This is a genomic window from Vibrio sp. 11-4(1) (assembly GCF_013048625.1).
Lineage (GTDB): Bacteria > Pseudomonadota > Gammaproteobacteria > Enterobacterales > Vibrionaceae > Vibrio > Vibrio diabolicus.
Genome location: NZ_VHSY01000001.1, coordinates 767,325 through 786,954, shown reverse-complemented (window position 1 = coordinate 786,954; position 19,630 = coordinate 767,325). Strand labels below are relative to the sequence as shown.

The 19,630-nt window shown below is 45.7% G+C and carries 13 protein-coding genes; 6 read left to right on the top strand and 7 right to left on the bottom strand.

The features are described 5' to 3' along the window. Nucleotides 1-454: 454 nt before the first annotated feature. Nucleotides 455-700 (bottom strand): hypothetical protein, encoded by a 246-nt coding sequence (locus tag FKN16_RS03310; RefSeq protein ID WP_170901988.1) that lies wholly within the window; start codon nt 698-700, stop codon nt 455-457. Between the two features lie 167 nt (nt 701-867). Here FKN16_RS03310 and FKN16_RS03305 point away from each other — a divergent pair, with 167 nt between their 5' ends. Next, nucleotides 868-1,734, top strand: a complete 867-nt coding sequence (locus FKN16_RS03305) for an AraC family transcriptional regulator (RefSeq protein ID WP_104972222.1) — start codon at nt 868-870, stop codon at nt 1,732-1,734. A gap of 631 nt (nt 1,735-2,365) precedes the next feature. On the opposite strand, the gene FKN16_RS03300 is transcribed toward FKN16_RS03305, so the two are convergent. Next, a complete protein-coding gene (locus tag FKN16_RS03300; protein WP_005393599.1) occupies nt 2,366-2,704 on the bottom strand; it encodes a 50S ribosome-binding protein YggL in 339 nt (112 codons plus the stop codon). Nucleotides 2,705-2,970: 266 nt separating this feature from the next. Here FKN16_RS03300 and FKN16_RS03295 point away from each other — a divergent pair, with 266 nt between their 5' ends. Further along, nucleotides 2,971-5,007 carry a PhoX family phosphatase gene (locus tag FKN16_RS03295; RefSeq protein ID WP_170901987.1) on the top strand — a complete coding sequence of 679 codons (2,037 nt, stop codon included), beginning with the start codon at nt 2,971-2,973 and terminating at the stop codon, nt 5,005-5,007. A 99-nt stretch (nt 5,008-5,106) separates the two neighbouring features. Here FKN16_RS03295 and ascB read toward each other — a convergent pair whose 3' ends face one another. The 3 genes from ascB to FKN16_RS03280 form a co-directional block, all read right to left on the bottom strand. Then, a complete protein-coding gene (gene ascB, locus FKN16_RS03290; RefSeq protein WP_170901986.1) occupies nt 5,107-6,498 on the bottom strand; it encodes a 6-phospho-beta-glucosidase in 1,392 nt (463 codons plus the stop codon). A 191-nt stretch (nt 6,499-6,689) separates the two neighbouring features. Further along, nucleotides 6,690-7,817 (bottom strand): conjugal transfer protein TraF, encoded by a 1,128-nt coding sequence (locus FKN16_RS03285; protein ID WP_170901985.1) that lies wholly within the window; start codon nt 7,815-7,817, stop codon nt 6,690-6,692. 213 nt (nt 7,818-8,030) lie between these two features. Next, entirely contained in the window at nt 8,031-10,103 is a 2,073-nt protein-coding gene (locus tag FKN16_RS03280; RefSeq protein WP_170901984.1) for an ATP-binding protein, read from the bottom strand. A 169-nt stretch (nt 10,104-10,272) separates the two neighbouring features. Between FKN16_RS03280 and FKN16_RS03275 the strand changes: the two genes are divergently transcribed. Continuing rightward, the gene (locus FKN16_RS03275) at nt 10,273-11,622 is read left to right on the top strand and encodes a sigma-54 dependent transcriptional regulator (RefSeq protein ID WP_170901983.1); all 1,350 of its coding nucleotides are present in this window, start codon (nt 10,273-10,275) and stop codon (nt 11,620-11,622) included. 45 nt (nt 11,623-11,667) lie between these two features. Here FKN16_RS03275 and FKN16_RS03270 read toward each other — a convergent pair whose 3' ends face one another. Both FKN16_RS03270 and brnQ read right to left on the bottom strand, forming a co-directional pair. Then, nucleotides 11,668-12,876: a diguanylate cyclase gene (locus tag FKN16_RS03270; protein ID WP_170901982.1), complete on the bottom strand. Its 1,209-nt coding sequence runs from the start codon at nt 12,874-12,876 to the stop codon at nt 11,668-11,670. A gap of 103 nt (nt 12,877-12,979) precedes the next feature. Next, nucleotides 12,980-14,290: a branched-chain amino acid transport system II carrier protein gene (gene brnQ, locus FKN16_RS03265; protein ID WP_006741250.1), complete on the bottom strand. Its 1,311-nt coding sequence runs from the start codon at nt 14,288-14,290 to the stop codon at nt 12,980-12,982. 836 nt (nt 14,291-15,126) lie between these two features. Between brnQ and FKN16_RS03260 the strand changes: the two genes are divergently transcribed. From FKN16_RS03260 to lhgO, 3 genes are all read left to right on the top strand, one after another. Further along, the gene (locus tag FKN16_RS03260) at nt 15,127-16,137 is read left to right on the top strand and encodes a TAXI family TRAP transporter solute-binding subunit (RefSeq protein ID WP_005374185.1); all 1,011 of its coding nucleotides are present in this window, start codon (nt 15,127-15,129) and stop codon (nt 16,135-16,137) included. Between the two features lie 88 nt (nt 16,138-16,225). Beyond that, nucleotides 16,226-18,349 (top strand): TRAP transporter permease, encoded by a 2,124-nt coding sequence (locus tag FKN16_RS03255; RefSeq protein ID WP_170901981.1) that lies wholly within the window; start codon nt 16,226-16,228, stop codon nt 18,347-18,349. An 8-nt stretch (nt 18,350-18,357) separates the two neighbouring features. Further along, a complete protein-coding gene (lhgO, locus tag FKN16_RS03250) occupies nt 18,358-19,590 on the top strand; it encodes an L-2-hydroxyglutarate oxidase (RefSeq protein WP_170901980.1) in 1,233 nt (410 codons plus the stop codon). The last annotated feature ends 40 nt before the right edge of the window (nt 19,591-19,630 follow it).

Genomic DNA, 19,630 nt, shown 5'->3' with positions numbered 1-19,630 from the left:
AGAATCGGGTACCTCGTGAATAATAAATAGCAGGCAAAATAAAACCCCGCCTGGTTTCCCAGACGGGGCTTATTCTCTTTCGCAGCAATCCGGCTACTATAGGTGCTCCCTGCATCTATCCTTGATTGTGGTTAAGTCCTTTAACCGAGTTCCTTGTTCATCGCCTTCCTAGCGGTGTCCATTCTTGCCTATCATCCTGACGGGCGAACTCTATCCTAGAGCTTAACTACATCCTTGCTGATAACTCATCCTAAGCTACCAAATCTTCATCCTGAAGATACCTAGTCCATTAGGCTTTTTTCCTGTTCCCGCCAACATCCTGTCGACACAATCAGTATTGATGTTTTGCTGATTACTCTCAATTAGCTAGGTAAAAAAACTTTGGCAGTGAATATTGTGTGAAATGGAATAAGTGATAATTTTCAATTGCTTATATTTATTTTTCGATTTTGTCTTAGTCAATGATGGTCGTTTTGCTTACATTGCTTGTGAGAGATCTCGCACAAGGTGTCGAGCAAATATCCGAACTGGCGTCGTTTACATCCTGTTTAAGAATTTGCTCAAGATCACAACTCGATTTGTAGCCATAAAATTTGGCGATAGTGTTAGGTGGAATTTCCATTTCTTTGATGGCGAATGTTGCCCATTCATCACGTGTTTTGTGCAGGACTTGGCGTAGCTTGACAGTGAAGTGACTCATGAAAGCCTCCTTAGTTATCTTGTCTTTCAAGGCAACAATAAGGAGCGTGACGACACAAAGTTGATAGTATGCCGCTTAATATCAATACTATTTCGGCGTGATGAAGATTAAGCTGGCAATACTGATATTATTTGAGCGTGAAACAATACTATTTTGTGGAGTAGCCAATGGCACACATCGAAAAAGTACCACAAAGACCAGGTTTTTCTTGGCGCTATCGTCGCATTGATGAGCCAGAAAAAGAGTACGATCTCCATTTTCACGATGATGTGTTTGAATTAGTCATCCATCGCCACTTCACTGGTAGTTTGCATATTGGTCATCACGAATTAGAAGTGACTCACAACCAAATGCTATTGATCGCGCCTGGTGTGCCTCATTCAATTCACTCCACATTGGTCGAGAGCAATTGCGAGACTCATGTGATTTGGTTTAAGCGTGAGTGGATTGCCAATTTGATGTTCTATTGCGCAGAGCTTAGAAAGCTTGATCCGCTTTTAAAAGCGGCCAACAAAGGTGTGGTGTTTTCTGAGCGGACAGCTCAGCACGTTGTGGATCTTCTGCATGAGCTCATGACGTTTCCTGCAATGGAGCAACTCTCGAGATTTCTCCATGTTTTGTCTTTGATTGCTCACGATGAAGGGGCGAAAACACTGATGACTCACTCTTACTTATCGATGAGTGAACACGAATTACAGGAAAGAGAACGAGTGGCAAGTGTCAACGCGTATCTCGAACAGCACTTTGCTAGCAAAGTGACGCTCGCGAACTTGGCGAACCATTTATCACTGAGTGACAGTGCGGTCACAAGATTGTTTCAAAAGCACTTTAAAGAGCCGTTTAGCCAACGCCTAATGAAATTGCGGATCAATCATGCCGCAGATTTGCTGCAATCAACGCCTTTGCCGATTGGAATTGTGTTTGAGAGAGTAGGGTATCGAAACCAAGCCCTGTTTAATCGTCACTTCAAAACGTATAAAGGGCTTACGCCACGCGAGTACCGCCAGCAATATCAGCAGCGAATCCAGCCGTAATTGGGTTGCACACAACTGCGATCACGAACGCGAAAAGAGTTACTCGGCTGAAAGTGATGGGCAATTGATATCTTACTTGCAAAATTTTTCAGGAATCATTATTAAGATTCAGTGACAGATAATATAGGGAACTTGATTGCCATTTTTCTGTCATATCTGGTGAGTAAGTTAACCGTGTCAGAGAGATAATACGCCGTTTACTAGCCAAAGGTGACTGCAAGAAATCGTTAATTATCATTATGTTGTGAAATTGGTCACGGTTAAATAATTGGTTCCCTTATAGATTGAAGGGGATTCGACCTTAGACAATAAGCTCCATAAGGAGCGTTACTTATATAAGATGAGGGATTTTACTATGAAAAAGACTAGAAGAGCTCAGCTACATCGTGTGCGTATTCAATACTGGGAAGACACGAAAGACGCACCAGCTAAAAAATCATAGTTAATGATACCTAAAGGCACGAGCTGGCAGTGGAACGCCGTTTCCCGCTGATTGCCAGCTCAAAAACGCCACAATCACATTCACTCCGCACAACTTCCCAGCACTCTACTTTTACTATCACACACTTCCAAAAGTAAAAAAGCCAGTCCGGAGACCAGCTTTTTATTATTGTCAGTATGACTCTGTAACTTACAGGTAGTTTGCGTCAACCAAGTCGCCAGCTTTTGCGCTTTTCACTTCTGGACGCGCTTCTAACCATGCAATAACTTGTGCTTTTTGCTCTTCAGTAGCACTGCCGTAACGGTCAGTAGAGCATAGGAAGCCTTCAAACAGTTCTAGACCACCGCCGCCGAAGCAAAGGCCAAGCCCATCAATGTAGTCTATAAAGTCATCAACGAATGCATCGTAACGGTCGAAGTCGTTGATGTCTGTTTCACAGCTGATCTCGAAACCTAGGATTGCGAACTCACCTAAGAACAGCTTTTTACGGATACGACGGCTCTTGTTATCGATCTTGTCTAATTTCATGATTATCTCTCGTAGATGATTTGAATTCGTACACCTTATACCTTCTATCACACTTTAGCCCAAGTAAAATCAGAATGAAGCGATACAGTTGGTGATTATGTGACCAAAACTTAATTGCTCAATTGGTAACGCTGCTGAGTTTGCTGCACTGCTGAAACACAAGTTTCATATGTTTTAAGCACTTTTGTCATTTTTCTTCTCCAAACTTCTTGCCGTTCAACTAATCACTTATTTATTAATTAAACTATAAGATCGGGAAAGTAAAAATGAGCAAGGAAACCTTTGACGCGACGCGTTATAACCAAAGTGAAAACAAACCATTTGAAGAAGTATTAGAAGCGAGCCTATCTCGACGCAGCATTCTAAAAGGTGGTTTAGGTATCAGTGCGATGACAGCGTTTGGTGCTTTCGGATTGGCTGGTTGTAATTCGTCTGACTCAGGAAGTACAGTAAGCAGTGGCTCGGGCGTATCTAAAGCCGTTCTTAACTTTGAATCTATCCCTGGCTCACTCACTGACGCCGTTTCAATTCCACAAGGCTACACCGCACAAGTACTGGTACCTTGGGGTACACCGCTGAATGCTCAAGGCAGCGCGTGGAAAAATGATGGCAGCAATACCAGCTCAGACCAACTTAACGCGTTGGGCATGCACCATGATGGCATGCACTTTTTCCCATTAAATGACAGTACGACCGACGGTCTGCTTTGCATCAACCACGAGTACATTGATACATCAGCACTGCATCCAAACGGTCCGACGGTTGAAAATGGCGTACGTACCATTGTAGATGAAGTGCGTAAAGAGATTAATGCGCACGGTGTGTCAGTGGTTCGCATTCAACTGGAAGACAACATGTGGAAGTTGGTTGATACCGATCCACTAAACCGCCGTTACACTGGTGCGACAGCAATGGACTTATCTGGCCCAGTCGCGCACACGTCACTAACCGTCACTCGTTTCTCGCCAGATGGCAGCCAAGCACGTGGTACGTTAAACAACTGTGGCAACGGCTACACGCCATGGGGCACTTACTTAACTTGTGAAGAGAACTGGCCAGGTTACTTTGTTAACGCCGGGACTCGTACAGAAGAACAAGATCGCATTGGTGTTGATGACCAAAGCACACGCTACTTGTGGGAAACACTTGCAGGAAATGCAGAAGAGCGTCTTGATGAGTTCTCTCGCTTTAATGTGGCTCCAACAGGAGCAAGTGCAATGGATGATTACCGTAATGAAGCCAATGGTCACGGTTACATCGTCGAAATAGACCCTTACACGCAAAACTCGCGTGCGAAGAAGCGTACTGCACTAGGTCGTTTCCGTCACGAAGGCTGTACTTTTGGTAAGCTTGAAGAAGGCAAACCAGTGGTATTCTACTCTGGTCACGACTCTCGCTTTGAGTACCTATACAAATTTGAATCTGCGGCAGCGTGGGACCCTGCAGATGCAAACTCGGAAAACCGCCTAGCGACAGGCGATAAGTATATGGACGAAGGCACACTGTATGTTGCGCGTTTCAATGAAGACAGTACAGGTACTTGGTTGCCGTTGACGCTTGATAGCGTAACAAAATCTGGTGGTACGTTAGCGGATCACTTCAACTCATTGGCTGAAATTATCATCAATACGGCAGGCGCGGCTGACCTCGTTGGGGCAACTCCAATGGATCGCCCAGAGTGGTGTACGGTTGATCCATTCACAGGCTCGGTTTACTTAACATTGACGAATAATACGCGCCGTACTGATGAAACCAATCCTGCGAACCCACGTTTGAACAATAAGTTTGGTCACGTTATTCGTTGGGATGAAGGGGCTTCAGCTACAGACTTTACTTGGGATATCTTTGTCTTTGGTGCGCCAGCACATGGTGATGCAGATACTAACCGTTCTGGCCTGAATGAGCTAAACCAGTTTGCTAGCCCTGACGGATTAGCGTTTGATGGCCGTGGTATTTTGTGGATTCAGACCGATAACGGCGCAGATGAAGTTACGTCTTACACTAATGATCAAATGTTGGCCGTTGTGCCATCTAAGCTAACAGATGAGAATGGTGACCAAGCAGTGATTGGTGCGGATAACCAAGCGGAGCTTAAACGCTTCTTTGTTGGACCAAATGGTTGTGAAGTGACAGGCTTTACTATCAGCCCTGATTACAAATCATTGTTTGTGAATATTCAGCACCCAGGCAACTGGCCATACAGTGAAGATGCCGCCGAAGAAACGCCTGCTGGTGTTTCTGTGCGTCCACGAGCTGCGACGGTTGTCATTCGACGTGAAGACGGTGGAGAGATTGCAGTTTAATCTCTAAATGCATTAACACCTTAAAATTCAAGCCCTGCAAATGCAGGGCTTGATGGTTTAGGCGAATGCCTAGTCGCACTTTATATCCAGACAACAGGCTTAGCTTTTCAATGAACCGCCTGAAGTACGAATCACGTCTTGATACCAGTAGAAGCTCTTCTTGCGTTTACGCTCTAGCGTTCCTTGCCCATCATCATGACGATCGACATAAATATAACCGTAACGCTTGCTCATTTCGGCTGTTGAGTTAGCCACCAAGTCGATAGGCCCCCAGCTGGTGAAGCCCATCAACTCAACGCCATCAAGAATCGCTTCGTGTGCTTGAACCAAATGATCATTAAGGTATGAAATTCGATAATCGTCTTGGATTTCCCCGTTTTCATCGAATTCATCACGAGCGCCTAAGCCATTCTCGACGATAAATAGCGGTTTTTGGTAACGATCGTGAAGGAAGTTAAGCAAAACGCGCAGGCCTTTTGGATCGATCAACCAGCCCCATTGGCTCTTTTCAAGGTATGGGTTTGGTACGCTATCGACGATGTTACCCACTTCTTTCTGTTTCGGATCGGCACTCGCACAGCCACTTGCGTAGTAGCTGAAGGAAATAAAATCGACACTGGCCGATGCAATTTCTTCTAAGTCGCCAGCTTCCATTTGTATTTCAATGCCGTTTTCACGGAAGTAACGTTTCATGTAGCCTGGGTACTGACCACGAGTCTGCACATCACCGAAGAACAACCACTTATTGTTTTCATGCATAGCAGCAAGCACATCATCAGGGTTGCAGGTGTATGGGTAGTTGATTGCGCCAAGCAGCATGTTACCAATCTTGCCGTTTGGTACGATTTGCTGACACAGTTTTACCGCTTTCGCGTTTGCGACTAGCTGGTGGTGAATCGCTTGGTAAATCTCTTGTTCACTGGCGTCTTCTTGCAAACCCACTCCCGTAAATGGCGCATGCAGTGACATGTTGATTTCGTTAAAGGTAAGCCACAGTTTGACCTTATCTTTGTAGCGTTCTAACACGGTTTTAGCGTAACGCTCGAAAAACTCGATCACTCGACGATCGCTCCAACCACCATAATTCTCAACCAAGGCGTAAGGCATCTCATAATGAGAAAGAGTCACAAATGGTTGCATATTGTGTTTGGCTAGCTCATCAAAAATTTTGTCGTAAAACGCCAGTCCTTCTTCGTTTGGCTCCAGTTCATCACCATTAGGAAAAATACGACTCCAAGCGATGGACAAGCGCAGGCAGGTGAATCCCATCTCTTTAAACAGGGCAATATCTTCTGGATAGCGATTGTAGAAATCGATAGCAAGATCTTTGATACCAGGCGTTCGTTCTTCACGCGTTTGATGCGGGCTCAGAATGCCGTTTGGCAACATATCTGATGTTGATAAACCTTTCCCCCCAAGGTTGTATGCCCCCTCTACCTGGTTTGCCGCAATGGCACCACCCCAAAGGAAATTATCTGGAAACTTAATCATGTTTCTCACTCTTTATATTTAGGAAATGTTTGTGGATTTATTGCTTGAGAATAGTGTAGGAGACATCTCGATACTTGTAGCGAGATCGTGTTTTTATCAGTTCATCACCAAACGTCAGTAATGATAAACATTGAGATATAGGATGGTTGTTAACAATGCCAACCTAAGTGAATTTAGGTTGGCATTCGTATTCAAAACGTAAATGCTAAATTCGCCGCCGCGCCAAACTGGTTATCGCCAGCGTAAGACCCTGCTAGGTCTACACTGATCACATCAAAAGGACTGATGCCAATGCCACCTGTCACCGAGTTATCGAGGTTATTTTCTAGGTCAACTTCATAACCAGCGCGGAGTTGAGCCCATCCCCAAGCATTCCCCTCGATACCAACGCGAATAAACTGCGTGTCATCGTCGAGCTCTTTAAAGCGCTTTTGTTTGGTGAGATCGGCGTCTAGGCTCAGAGCTACATAGTCCCCGACATAGCCGATACCAAGGGTCGCTTGTGGCGTGAGTTCGTAGGTATAGTTGCCTAGTTTTGTTTCTATATCTTGCTCGAAGACGTCTTTTAACGAGAGACCAGCTCTGAATGCATTGTGATACCAAGCGACCCCAAGATCCATATTGAACGTGTTCTTTGATACTTCACTTTTGTCGTAATCCTCGATATCAAAGTCATCTAGTGTTGTACGCTGCGTATAGGTTTTAAGTTGTTGGTATTTGGGCGTAATACCAAATGCGAATTGCTGCCCACCTATCGTGTATGCGCGAGCCAAGGCAACGCCATATTCCGCACTACCGAAAGCCGCTAGGTCGACGGCAGAATTGAGGTATCGATCTGCGGTGTTTGTTGAATCTGAGATATCGGGTGCCGCAAGTATCTCCACATAACCAGCGCTAAAAAGGTTTACCGACATGTAGCGTGTCGGAATCGCAATCGCGAGGCTCAGACCGCCATTAATGACGACTGGAGCACTCTTATCTAATTGATCGAGTAGTCGATTAAGTTCGGCTTCGTTCGCAGGTGTGGGAATGCCCTGAATACTATCGTAAAGGTCTTGAACATCATCAACGGCTGATAAAGCTTCATTCTCATCGTGAATATTGACGCCGAGAGCAGGAATGAGTAGGCCGATATCGTCATTTTCTCGATAGAGAGCGCCTAGGGCTGGGTTGTGTAGAGGAGCGGTTAAATAGTCAGCGGAAACGACGCCTGTATTTCCCATTCCGTGACTTCGAGCGTCTGCTGCGTAAGGTGCTGCAAAAGCGTGAGGTGATAAAATAAAAAGCGCCCCTGTTGCTGCTAAAGTTAGTTTTCTCATAACGCATCCATTCTTACTTTAAATAATTACTTATCAATAAATTAGATGGTGGGAGCTAAAACTTGGTGTCAACCACCAAAAATTGTGCTGATGAATAGCATGTGGCGATTCATCAAGTTAAGCGTAGGTTAGGCAACTCGCTTTATAAAGTCGATCAGGGTTTATTGCTCTTTAATTGTGTGGAGAAAAGCTGAAGAGGTGGATGGTATTGGGTTAGCTACGATGAGGAGCGAGCTTAAACATTAAGGTGAAGGACATGCCTTTATCAGCGTTGAGCTGCGCACTGACTTTCCCTTGCATATCTCGCATATTGTTGGCGGTGATGGAAAGTCCTAACCCCAGTCCTTCACCAATTTTTTTACTGGTTTGGAAAGGTTCGAACATGGTATCGAGTTGGTCTGAAGGTACCCCACACCCATTATCACTTACCACGACCTCAACATTATCGGTAGTGGGTGTAACGGCAATCATTAACTGTGGATCTTGGGTCTCTTTCATCGCATCTAATGCGTTGGAAATTAGGTTGCCGAGCACTTGTTGTAGGCGTTGCTCTTCGCCAATGATATTGGGTAAGTCGTTGGGAATGCGTACCCGAACATCTACCTTCGCGAGTTGAGATTGATAGACGCGTAGCGTCTCTTCTAAAGCGTTTGTCAGCGATATCTCGTGCAGTGTCTCTGGTTTATTGTAGGCAAACGTTTTTAGCTGACTGGTCATGCTTGCCATGCGGTCAATCAACTTTTGAATCAACTTGTTATTGGCTTTCATCATGTCTGTTTGTCCACGTTCTGCTAGCAACTCGTTGGTGGTTAAAAGGGTACGCAGGCCAGTCAATGGTTGGTTTAACTCGTGGGTAATCGCGCTCGACATTCTGCCCAATGCTGCCATTTTGCTTGATTCAATCAATTGCTCTTGGGCTTGTTTTAAAGCTTGAGTTCGCTCTTCCACCCTTTGAGCTAGCTCTTGGTTAATCAGCTGCAGCGATTGTTCCGCTTTTTTACGTTTGCTAATGTCGATTACGGTAGCAAGAAAATACTGCTCACCGTGCCATGGGAAGCTAGTGAGTGAAAATAGTACAGGAAATACGCTGCCATCACTGCGTCGCGCCATGGTTTCTACAGCGCTAATCTCTGCCAGTTCCTTATGCTTTGGCAGATCTCTAAGCAAAGTGAGTGTGGTTGAATTTGAATTACCTGCATCAAATAACTCCCAGGCGAAGGTATGACGATTCACACTTTCAGGAAGACAAAAAAGGCGTTTTGCCATTGGGTTGAGGTCGAACAATAGACCTTGTTCATCAATCAACAACAAACCAACATGTGTTTTATTGATCATCTGTTTAAGTCGGCGTTGCGATTCTTCTAGTAAGGCTTGAATACGCTGCTGATTGAGATGCTTTTGTCGACGCTGTAAACCAATGATCACCAACAGGATAAGGAGCAGGAGGAGCGCTGCGATGCTCCATCCAATGACACTAATCGTTTGCTGAACAGGTTTGGTCGGAATAAGGTAACTGACAAACCAGTTTAAGTCGTCCAGCTTTACTGTGTGTGCAAAGTAGCGCTGCTGATTGAGAGTCCAGAAATGAATCACCGTATTGTCATACAGCGTTTGAGTTTCGGCTTTGACTTGGTTACTCGGTTCATTAAACCAGTCGGCGTTATAGTTTGTACTGCTGGAGAGGAAGAAGCGTTGATGGCGATTTTGTAGCGTGATGATGTCTTGGCTAGTGATGGTCTGCTCCGTTAGCAAACTCAGGTTGATTTGAACAACAACGATGCCCGCTATCTCCAAACCATCAAAAATTGGTGCAGAGAGGTAGTAAAGCGGACTAGAACCTTTTGTTTTATTCACCAGTGAGACGCCTTCTCCCTGACGTTGTATTTGTTCGACAATTGCACGGCGGTCAGAGCGGCTGAACCGTTCATCGATCAGACTCGATACCAACACTTCTCCCGAGGTTGAAAGTATCAACCAACCCTCTGTATTCGCGGCTTTATCGAGCTGTGTCAGTTGTGCTTGAAGTGGCTCGTAGTAGTTTAAATTGCCTTTCACAAACGCAATTGTTTCTGGGTTATTCGTGACGAGATAGGGAAGGTGATAGAAACGTTTTAATGCTCGGCGGACTTCACCAATGTAGTCGAGGAGTTTCTGTTGTGCTTCTTGTTGAGTTTGGACGCTCAGCCATTGATGGGCCACCTCTCGGCTAGCACCGTAGAAAAAGATCACCAGCGCACTGATCAATACGGCGGTTAGCCACATTTTCCCATTCTTAGTGCGCTGCATACGGACTCCGTTTGGCTGAACATAGTTATCGTAGTTGGTAGTGAAAGAGTGAGCTTAACTGATTGGATGTTAAAGAATTGTAATTAAGAAGTGGGATCTAGCTCCTTTTCTATAGCATGGTTTTTGCTAACTTTAGCAAAGACTTCTATCACCGATCAGGCAGTAACTCATGACTTTTGACGACATTCCGCGTATCGCCCTAATTGAAGATGATGACATCGTTCGTCAAGCAACAAGCCAATGGCTGCAATTGGCGGGGTTTGACGTCATAGCTTTTAGCTCGGGGGAGGAAGGCAAAACCGCCATTCTGAACCAAGAGTTTGATGCGATAATTAGTGATGTTCGTTTGCCAGATACTGATGGAATTTCGATTTTAGAGAGCCTTATTGCGAATCACATTCCAACACCAATGATACTAATTACTGGTCATGGTGATGTGGATATGGCGGTGAATGCGCTACAAAACGGCGCGTTTGATTTTATTGAAAAACCTTTCCAGCCGGAGCGTTTGTCTCAACGTGTGACAGATGCGGTCGAGAGCCATCGCGCGCAAACATCGACGCTTCACCGCCAAGAGTATCTAGCTAGCGTGAGTGGTTTAGAAGAGGTGCTCATTGGTCAAAGTCGAGTGATGCAGCAATTACGCGAGCAAGTTGCGAAACTGGCGAAAATCGATACTAACGTGATCATTTACGGCGAAACAGGTTGTGGTAAAGAGCTGGTGGCGACCAGTTTGCACAATGAAAGCCAACGCAGAACCCATCATTTTGTGCCAATCAACTGTGGCGCCATTCCTGAGAACCTGTTTGAAAGTGAGCTGTTTGGGCATGAAGCTGGGGCATTTACCGGAGCGGGTAAAAAGCGCATTGGCAAATTGGAATACGCGGATAAAGGCACCTTATTCTTTGATGAAATCGAGAGTATGCCGCTGTCCATGCAGGTGAAAGTGCTGCGTTCATTACAGGAACATACAGTTGAGCGCGTTGGAGGCAATCAACAGATCTCGGTTGATTTACGAGTGATCGCGGCGGCGAAAGAAGATCTCAATGATCATGAAGAGTTTCGGCAAGATTTATACTATCGGCTCAACGTCGCGCAAATTTATTTGCCGCCACTCAGGGAGAGAGAAGAAGATTCACTGATTTTGTTTGAGCACTTCACCTTGCAAACTAACCCTGAAACCAGACCATTGAGTGATGCCGACAGAAACGCTGTGCTTTCCTACGCTTGGCCTGGAAATGTTCGAGAGCTGCGAAACGTGGCTATGCGTTTTGCTTTGGATGAAACGGTATCCGTGATGGAAATTCTCTCTAGCCGTCCTTCGTCAACCACGGAGGAGACGCAAGTGGGTGTTCCACTGGTTATTCAATTACATAATTTTGAGCGCAAGGTGCTGCATGATTCATTGGTCAGGCATCAGGGACGCATTAATGAGGTGATGCAGGAGTTGGATTTACCTCGTCGAACTTTGAATCAAAAGATGCAAAAGTTTGGTTTAAATCGCTCGGATTATACTTAACGCAATTTTTAAGCTGACTTACCGCTATGGGCGTCACAAATATGATTATGCGCTTTTCGAGGGAGTCGGGACAAACTTATAAGTTAGGCCTTTCCCTTCTCCAAACAAGGTGACTTGGTTTCTGCCCGTATGTTTAGAGCTATACAGCGCTTCGTCAGCTTCAGCAACGACATCGTGGAGTGATTGTCCCTCAGATAACTCACTGATTCCAAAGCTCATGGTGATCTCATTTTCGAATGACTGCAGTGAGGCTTCTGTTTCTACCGCTAGGCGAATTTGCTCGGCAACAATTTTGGCTCGGTGTGCTTTTTCAAGTAAAACAATCATGAACTCATCACCACCAAATCGTACTGTGCAAGCTGACTCCGGGAGGTGTTTCTTAAAGATAGCGGCAATCGTAGCCATGACGGAATCGCCTACCGTATGGCCATAATGATCATTAATCGCTTTGAACTCGTCCATGTCGGTCATGATGATGCTTATTGATTGCTTCCGTTTGTGCGCTTGATTAACAAGGTTTGGAACAATTTCTTCCATCGCGCGACGATTATGAAGCCCTGTGAGGGCGTCTAAATGTGAGAGATCATTGATTGACTGTATCAAGCGGCCATTAATTAGCCACAACATGCTAAAGCTCATAGCGACAATCAGACAGATGCTAAGTAAAAACGTCATCTGGTGGATAAAACCTGCGGTCATAAAATTTGGCACTTCATTGGCGAAAGCGCTCCAAAGTGCTCTGAAGCCCATAAAAATACTGAAGCAAAAGAAGGAGCACGCCATCACTATGGTTGGGAGTTTTTGGTCTTGCTTGGTGCCTTTCAGCATGGCGATCCCACTAAAAAACGTAACGATGCAGATATAAACACTTAAGTAAATGATACGGCTTTTAATTGAATGGTCATGGAAGGTGAAATAATAGAACGAACCGCTGAAAATGGGCGTTAAAAAAGCGAGTGAGTGGGCCAGTTTTAGAGGGAATTGACGAAAAATGCTCACACTGTAAAGCGTAAGCAAGAAGCCGATTAATATGAGCGTATTCGCTATGACGATGGTAAGCCAATCTGGTGCAGAGCCTCTAAATCCTAGTAAAAAAGGCCCAAAGCCAATAAATAACAGCGAGAGAGAGAAAGTCTTTAAACCTTTGATCTTTTTTTGTGTGTATTGGTAACAAAGTAGACTGATTGAGTAAATGCAAGAGAACAGAATAACGATAAAGTTGAGCGTTCTGATGTCTAAATACTGATTGTCCATAAGCGCTCCACATCAATCCATAGTTCAGGCAACTCCTTTGCCTGATATCAATAAGCGAACTACATATTAACTTACTTATTGAGTGATGTCTTATGTTAAACGGCTATTCATTTACCAGCTCGAATTGTTCGGTTTGGTTGGTTTTCGTCGTAAACAGTAGACCAACAATCATCATCAATACGCTAGGCATAATCCAGCTAGCAAAGTCATTGTACAGAGGCATGTAATTACCCATCCACTCATCGGTGGAATCTGGCATGTAGCCTAGGATGTGCAGCGCATCAACACAACCAAACGTTAGAGCAGTGAACGCCGTCGCGACCACCATGATTTGCGACATCTTGTTACGCACTGGTGCCATGATCATCAATGCAATCGCTACTGGGTGAAGCGCCACAACCGCTGGCAATGTGATAGCCAATAGTTGCTCTAGACCTACGTTAGCGATTAAACCTGCCAATACCATAGTCGTGACAACGCAGCCTTTGTAGTTCACTTTGCTGAAAGTGTTGTCGTAGAACTCACTGCCTGCGGTGGTTACGCCGATAGCAGTAGTCAAACACGCCAATACCATCACGGCACCAAGTAATAGTGAACCAAATGCGCCGAAGTGGCTGAAGGTGAATGCCGTTAAAATGTCGCCACCGTTACTGAATTCAGAACCCAAGTATGAGCTCGTCGAGCCAATGTAAGCCAATGAGATGTAAACGAATGCCATGGCAACCGCGTACATCAAAGCTGCGATTAGCGTGTATTTTGCGGTGGCTTTCGGGCAATCCACACCCATGCTGCGAATCGCGCGGAAGATGATCCAACCAAAACCGATAGAGCCTAGCGCATCCATGGTCATGTAGCCTTGAGTCAAGCCTTCAGCAAATGCACCAGATACGTATGGTCCCGTTGCGGCAGTTAGCTCGCCTGCAGGAGAAACCAAAGCAGTCACAGACATGATGATTAAGATAGCCATCAATGCAGGCGTTAAGATCTTGCCTAGGTTGTCGACCAACTTACCCGGATATAGGGCAAATAGAATGGTGATGGCACAGAAGGCAATAGTAAAAGGCACCAAAGCGGCATCACCAAACATTGGTGCAAAGCTAAATTGGTAAGCCACGGTAATCGCACGTGGGATTACAAACGCAGGACCAATCACGATAAACACCATCACCCAAAAACTGGTCGCCAAAGGTTTAGGTAGGGCAGCGGTTAATTTGTCTGAACCGTTTACGATAGCCACCATCACCAGCGCCATCGCAGGCAGACCTACACCCGTCAAGAGGAAGCCAGACATCCCGCTCAGAAAGTTTTCACCTGCTTGGTAACCCAAAAATGGAGGGAAGATCAGGTTACCTGCGCCTAAGTACATGGCGAAAGTCATGAAGCCCAAAGCGGCGATATTGCGTGCGCTTAACATTGTTATTCCTCTTATGTTTCGCTTGGAAGAAACTGAAAGGAATGGGAGGAGTATGTGGTGTTCCCGTCAGCTTCTTCTCAAGCTGACAGAAAGTTTAGATATAGCCTGTCAGCTCTGAATCAGTTTCAGAGAGAGCAGGAGGATCGCAGCAGCAACGCCAGATGGGCGTTTTAAAGCGAATTGTAATTGCGCAGTTGCTGACATGGGTGATCCTTAATGACGAAAAAATACCAAGGAACACGTTTGCCTTGGCGTGTTGTTACCCTAACGAACATAGGGCTATTGGCACAACCCCGAAGTAGAAAATAAGTTGATACGGTCAATGTTTGTTTCTGAACTGGTGGATCGAACTGGTTTTTAAATTCAAAATTAGAATAAATGACTTTTCATTTCTGTAACATGGCTTGTTTTGCTGTATTTTTGTGCTATTTGTAGTCGTTTAGGCTATAAACCTCTGCTGATAAAGTGAGCAGTTTAGAATGATGCGCTTTTTCTTCTTATTGTTAAGACGCTCATTAGTTGCAGTTCAATCCAAAATTGCATCGGCAAAATATTGCTTATTAGTGAATCGTGCATTTATTTTGTCTTGATCACATTTTATTAACCTTTTGCGATCTAGGCGTGCAACCTTCTTCTCTTCAATGAGCAAGATCTTGCTCATTACTTTGCTATCAAATCAGCATGATTTTGCTCATTTTTGATGTCTTTCAGCACTTAGTTCAATAAATACAAAGGGTTAAAAGTTGGCATTTCAATTGCTCTGGAGAATGTGTTGTTAATAAAGATTTAACGTGATGTAAATCCCCAATCGTGAAACGACTACACGGAGAGTAATAATGAAAATGAATAAGCTGGTAAAAGCTTTGGCTGTCGCTGTGACTTCTTTTGGTATTGCTGCTAACGCTGCGGCAGAAGATCGTAGTTACATTCTTGCAACGGCATCGACAGGTGGTACTTACTACCCTGTGGGCGTAGCGTTGGCGACGTTAAGCAAAGTGAAATTGGCACCAAAGCACCACTTCTCCCTTTCTGCAATCAGCTCTGCGGGCTCTGGTGAAAACGTCAAACTGCTGAACGAAAACGAAGCACAGTTCGCGATTCTACAAGGTCTTTATGGTGCGTGGGCTTGGTCTGGTGAAGGTCCTTATGAGAAGAGCGGTCGTCAAGAACAACTTCGTTCAGTCTCTATGCTGTGGCAAAACGTTGAGCACTTTATTGTTCGCTCTGACTTAGCAAAAACTGGCACAGTGACTGACCTGAACAACCTAGATGGCAAGAAGTTCTCTATCGGTAAGAAGAACTCTGGTACTGAGAACTCGGGTCGCCAAATCATGAAAGGTCTGAAGGTAGACCCTGATAAATTCAATCTTGCTTACATGGGCTACGGCGGCAGCGCGAGCGCACTTCAAAACGGCACCATTGATGGCATGAACACGCCTGCAGGTGTGCCTGTTGGTGCGGTCACTCAAGCTTTTGCTGCACTGGGTAAAGATATTTCGATTCTTTCGTTTACTGATGAGCAAATCAAAGAGGCGAACGGCAACTACAACCTATGGACGAAGTACGAGATCCCAGCGAACACGTACCCGGGTCTAGATAAACCGATCACCACCATTGCACAGCCAAACTTCTTGGCAGTTCGTGAAGATATCTCGGAAGAAGACGTTTACCAGCTAACCAAAGCGATCTACGAGAACCTGCCTTTCCTACAAGGAATCCACAAAGCAACAAAAGCAATGGCGATTGAGAAAGCGATTGCTGGCTTGCCAGTGCCTCTTCATCCAGGTGCGGCGCGTTACTACAAAGAAATGGGCATCGAAATCCCATCAGATCTAATGGCGAAATAACGCCTACTTCGCCCCGAGTTTTGGCTCGGGGTATTTTATCCCTACCGATTTCTAAGATGGAAAAAGCCGCCAGAGCTTGGAGTATGAGATGAGCGACTCAATAGAAAAGGAATTGCAGAAGTTTGAGCTGCCCACGCGCACTGATTTTCCGTGGGTAACCACCACAATTACAGTGTTTGGCGTGGTGTTGTCTGCTTTGCACATTTGGTTTAATACCTTATCGACGTTACCAGAGTTATGGATTTCCGCGACCCACTTTGCTGGCTTTGCGGTGATTTGTGCGCTTTGGTATCCGGCTCATATCTCTCTCAAGCAGAGTAAGATTGCACTCGGCATCGATGTGTTAATTGCTATGGGCGCGGTCGCGTGTTTGCTCTACATTCCCTATGCCGAAGATGCGCTGTATGAACGCGGTGTGAAGTTCGTGACCAGCGATTGGGTCTTCGCCATCATGGCAATCCTGATCGTGATTGAGCTGATCCGACGCACCATGGGTTGGTTTATTCCAGTGCTGATTGTGGTGTGTTTAAGCTACGTTGTGCTTTGGGGTAAGTGGGCGACAGGTATTTTCCACTTCCCGGGTTTGAGCATGGAAACCTTGCTCTACCGTAGCTTCTATTCTTCTGAGGGCATGTTTGGCTCTATCTCGCGCATCAGTTGGACTTTCGTATTCATGTTCATTCTGTTTGGTGCGTTTCTTGTGCGCTCTGGTGTCGGTGATTACATCATCAATGTGGCACGTGCTGCGGCTGGTAAAATCATCGGTGGTCCCGGTTTTATCGCAGTGATTGGCTCGGGATTGATGGGCTCAGTATCTGGATCTAGTGTGGCAAATACGGTTTCAACCGGTGTTATCAGTATTCCTTTGATGCAAAAAGCAGGTTTTCCTTCGCGCTTCGCGGCGGGCGTTGAAGCTGCGGCATCGACAGGTGGTCAGTTGATGCCGCCAGTGATGGGCGCGGGTGCTTTCATCATGGCGTCTTACACGCAAATTCCGTATGTTGATATCATTGCTGTTTCTTTCATTCCTGCCCTTATCTATTTCTTGTCTGTTGCGTTCTTTGTGCGTATTGAAGCCAAACGCAGCGGCGTTCAAAAGATCACGACCAGCGATGAATCTTTACTGAAAGTGTTGATCAGCGGTTGGCACAACCTTATCCCGCTGGCGGTATTGGTTACTTTGTTGGCTCAAGGCTTTACGCCAACTTACGCTGCTGGCTTGTCGATCATTTCTGTGGTCGTGGCTTCTTGGTTCTCGAAAGATCACAAGATGGGACCAAAAGCGATCATCGAAGCACTTTCGCAAGGCGCGAAAAACATGGCGACAACTGCGGTATTGCTGGTGGGTATTGGTTTGGTGATCAACGTGATCAGCACAACGGGCATCGGTAACACGTTCTCATTGATGATTGATGGCTGGGCGAATGGCGACTTGTTCATCATGATCGTTCTGATTGCGCTCGCTTCTCTTGTTTTGGGTATGGGATTACCTGTAACAGCGGCGTATATTGTATTGGGCACACTGTCTGCCCCTGCGCTTTACAAGTTGATTGCGGAAAACCAATTGCTTGAATTGATGGTGTCGGGTCAATTGCCAGAACAAGCAAAAGCCATCTTCATGTTGGCGGCGCCAGAAAAGCTGGAACTGCTTAATGCTCCAATGGCGTTGGAAACCGCGAAAGAAATGGTGGCGCTAGTACCTGCGGACTTTATGGAAACTCTACTAGAGCAAAGTTTGGGTATAGAAGCAGTAGGCTTGGCGTTGCTGGCTGCTCACCTCATCATCTTCTGGTTATCGCAAGACAGCAACGTTACGCCTCCAGTGTGTTTGACCGCCTTTGCTGCGGCAACCATCGCGAAAACACCGCCAATGCGTACCGGTTTGATGGCGTGGAAAATTGCCAAAGGTTTGTATCTTGTACCGCTGTTGATTGCTTACACAGGCTTAGTCAGTTGGGATGTGACGTCAGTGATTACCGTGGGTTTCTTTGCCATCATCGGTACCTATGCATTGATTGGTGCGATTGAAGGTTACTTGGAAGGTCCTCTAAACATTCTGACGCGTCTCTTGTTGGTTGTGGTGGGTACTTTGCTGGTTTGGCACGACATCCCAATGTTGGTTCGTGTAGCAAGCTGCGCGGTATTTGTCGCGGTGTTCATTTACAGTGGTCGCAAGTTCAAATTGCAACAATCTCAACTATCGGTTTTATAAGAGGTCGTATGAAATCAGTCTATGACTACATCATTGTTGGTGGCGGTATCGTTGGTGTGTCGACAGCATGGCAACTGCAGCAACGTCACCCAGACAAATCCATTTTATTGGTTGAGAAAGAGTCCGGTTTTGCCAAGCACCAAACCGGACACAATAGCGGCGTGATTCATGCCGGGGTGTACTACGCGCCGGGCAGCTTAAAAGCGGATTTTTGTAAGCGTGGGGTAGAGCGAACCATTTCGTTCTGCGCCGAGCACGATATTCCGGTGGAGAACTGTGGCAAGTTACTGGTTGCGACCAACGAGCAAGAAGTCGAACGCATGAATGCCCTCTATGAGCGCTGCCATGTCAACGGAATTGACGTAAAGCTACTCGATGAAGTTCAACTCAAGCTGGCTGAGCCAAACATCACGGGATTGGGCGCGATTTATGTCAAAACCACTAGTATTGTCGATTATCGTTTGGTCACTGAACAGATGGCGGAAGAGTTCAAAAAGCTCGGTGGGCAAATTAGCTTGAGAACCAAAGTGGTGGCTGCCGAAGAGAAGGATGAAGAAATTCAACTGACCTGCATTTCAGACGGTCAAACTATGCAGCTCAATGCCAAATTCTTGGTCACTTGCAGCGGCTTGATGGCGGATCGCATGACTAAGATGATGGGTATTCCAACCGATTTTCAGATCATCCCTTATCGTGGTGAATACTACCGCTTAGATAGCAAACATGACCAAGTCGTGAATCATCTTATTTACCCAATCCCAGATCCTGATTTGCCTTTTTTGGGTGTCCACCTCACTCGTATGATTGATGGTAGTGTGACCGTTGGTCCAAATGCGGTGCAAGGCTGGAAGCGAGAAGGGTACGATAAGGTTAACTTTAGCCTACAAGATACCATGCAGATGCTCAGCTTCTCCGGTTTCTGGAAGGTGACACAAAAGCATCTAAAAACTGGACTGGATGAGTTTAAGAACTCGTGGTGGAAGCCGGGCTATCTCAAGTTGGTCAACAAATATTGCCCTAGTATCAAGGTAGACGATCTCAAACCATATCCTGCGGGTATTCGCGCACAAGCGGTGTTATCTGATGGCACCTTGGTTCATGACTTCTTGTTTGCTGAAAGCGCCAGAAGCCTGCACGTTTGCAACGCCCCCTCTCCTGCAGCGACATCTGCAATGCCAATTGGGGAGTACATTTGCGATAAGGTGAATGAGAAGATAGAGGCGAAAACCGAGACGGTTTAACAGTAAAAAGCCAAACTAGAAGTACACCAGAAAAATTATG

Bases quoted from the DNA above. Each gene is read 5' to 3' on its own strand.
- FKN16_RS03280 (WP_170901984.1), bottom strand. From the start codon at position 10,103: ATGCAGCGCACTAAGAATGGGAAAATGTGGCTAACCGCCGTATTGATC.
- FKN16_RS03255 (WP_170901981.1), top strand. From the start codon at position 16,226: ATGAGCGACTCAATAGAAAAGGAATTGCAGAAGTTTGAGCTGCCCACG.
- ascB (WP_170901986.1), bottom strand. From the start codon at position 6,498: ATGATTAAGTTTCCAGATAATTTCCTTTGGGGTGGTGCCATTGCGGCA.
- lhgO (WP_170901980.1), top strand. From the start codon at position 18,358: ATGAAATCAGTCTATGACTACATCATTGTTGGTGGCGGTATCGTTGGT.
- FKN16_RS03310 (WP_170901988.1), bottom strand. From the start codon at position 700: ATGAGTCACTTCACTGTCAAGCTACGCCAAGTCCTGCACAAAACACGT.
- brnQ (WP_006741250.1), bottom strand. From the start codon at position 14,290: ATGTTAAGCGCACGCAATATCGCCGCTTTGGGCTTCATGACTTTCGCC.
- FKN16_RS03260 (WP_005374185.1), top strand. From the start codon at position 15,127: ATGAAAATGAATAAGCTGGTAAAAGCTTTGGCTGTCGCTGTGACTTCT.
- FKN16_RS03295 (WP_170901987.1), top strand. From the start codon at position 2,971: ATGAGCAAGGAAACCTTTGACGCGACGCGTTATAACCAAAGTGAAAAC.
- FKN16_RS03285 (WP_170901985.1), bottom strand. From the start codon at position 7,817: ATGAGAAAACTAACTTTAGCAGCAACAGGGGCGCTTTTTATTTTATCA.
- FKN16_RS03305 (WP_104972222.1), top strand. From the start codon at position 868: ATGGCACACATCGAAAAAGTACCACAAAGACCAGGTTTTTCTTGGCGC.
- FKN16_RS03270 (WP_170901982.1), bottom strand. From the start codon at position 12,876: ATGGACAATCAGTATTTAGACATCAGAACGCTCAACTTTATCGTTATT.
- FKN16_RS03300 (WP_005393599.1), bottom strand. From the start codon at position 2,704: ATGAAATTAGACAAGATCGATAACAAGAGCCGTCGTATCCGTAAAAAG.
- FKN16_RS03275 (WP_170901983.1), top strand. From the start codon at position 10,273: ATGACTTTTGACGACATTCCGCGTATCGCCCTAATTGAAGATGATGAC.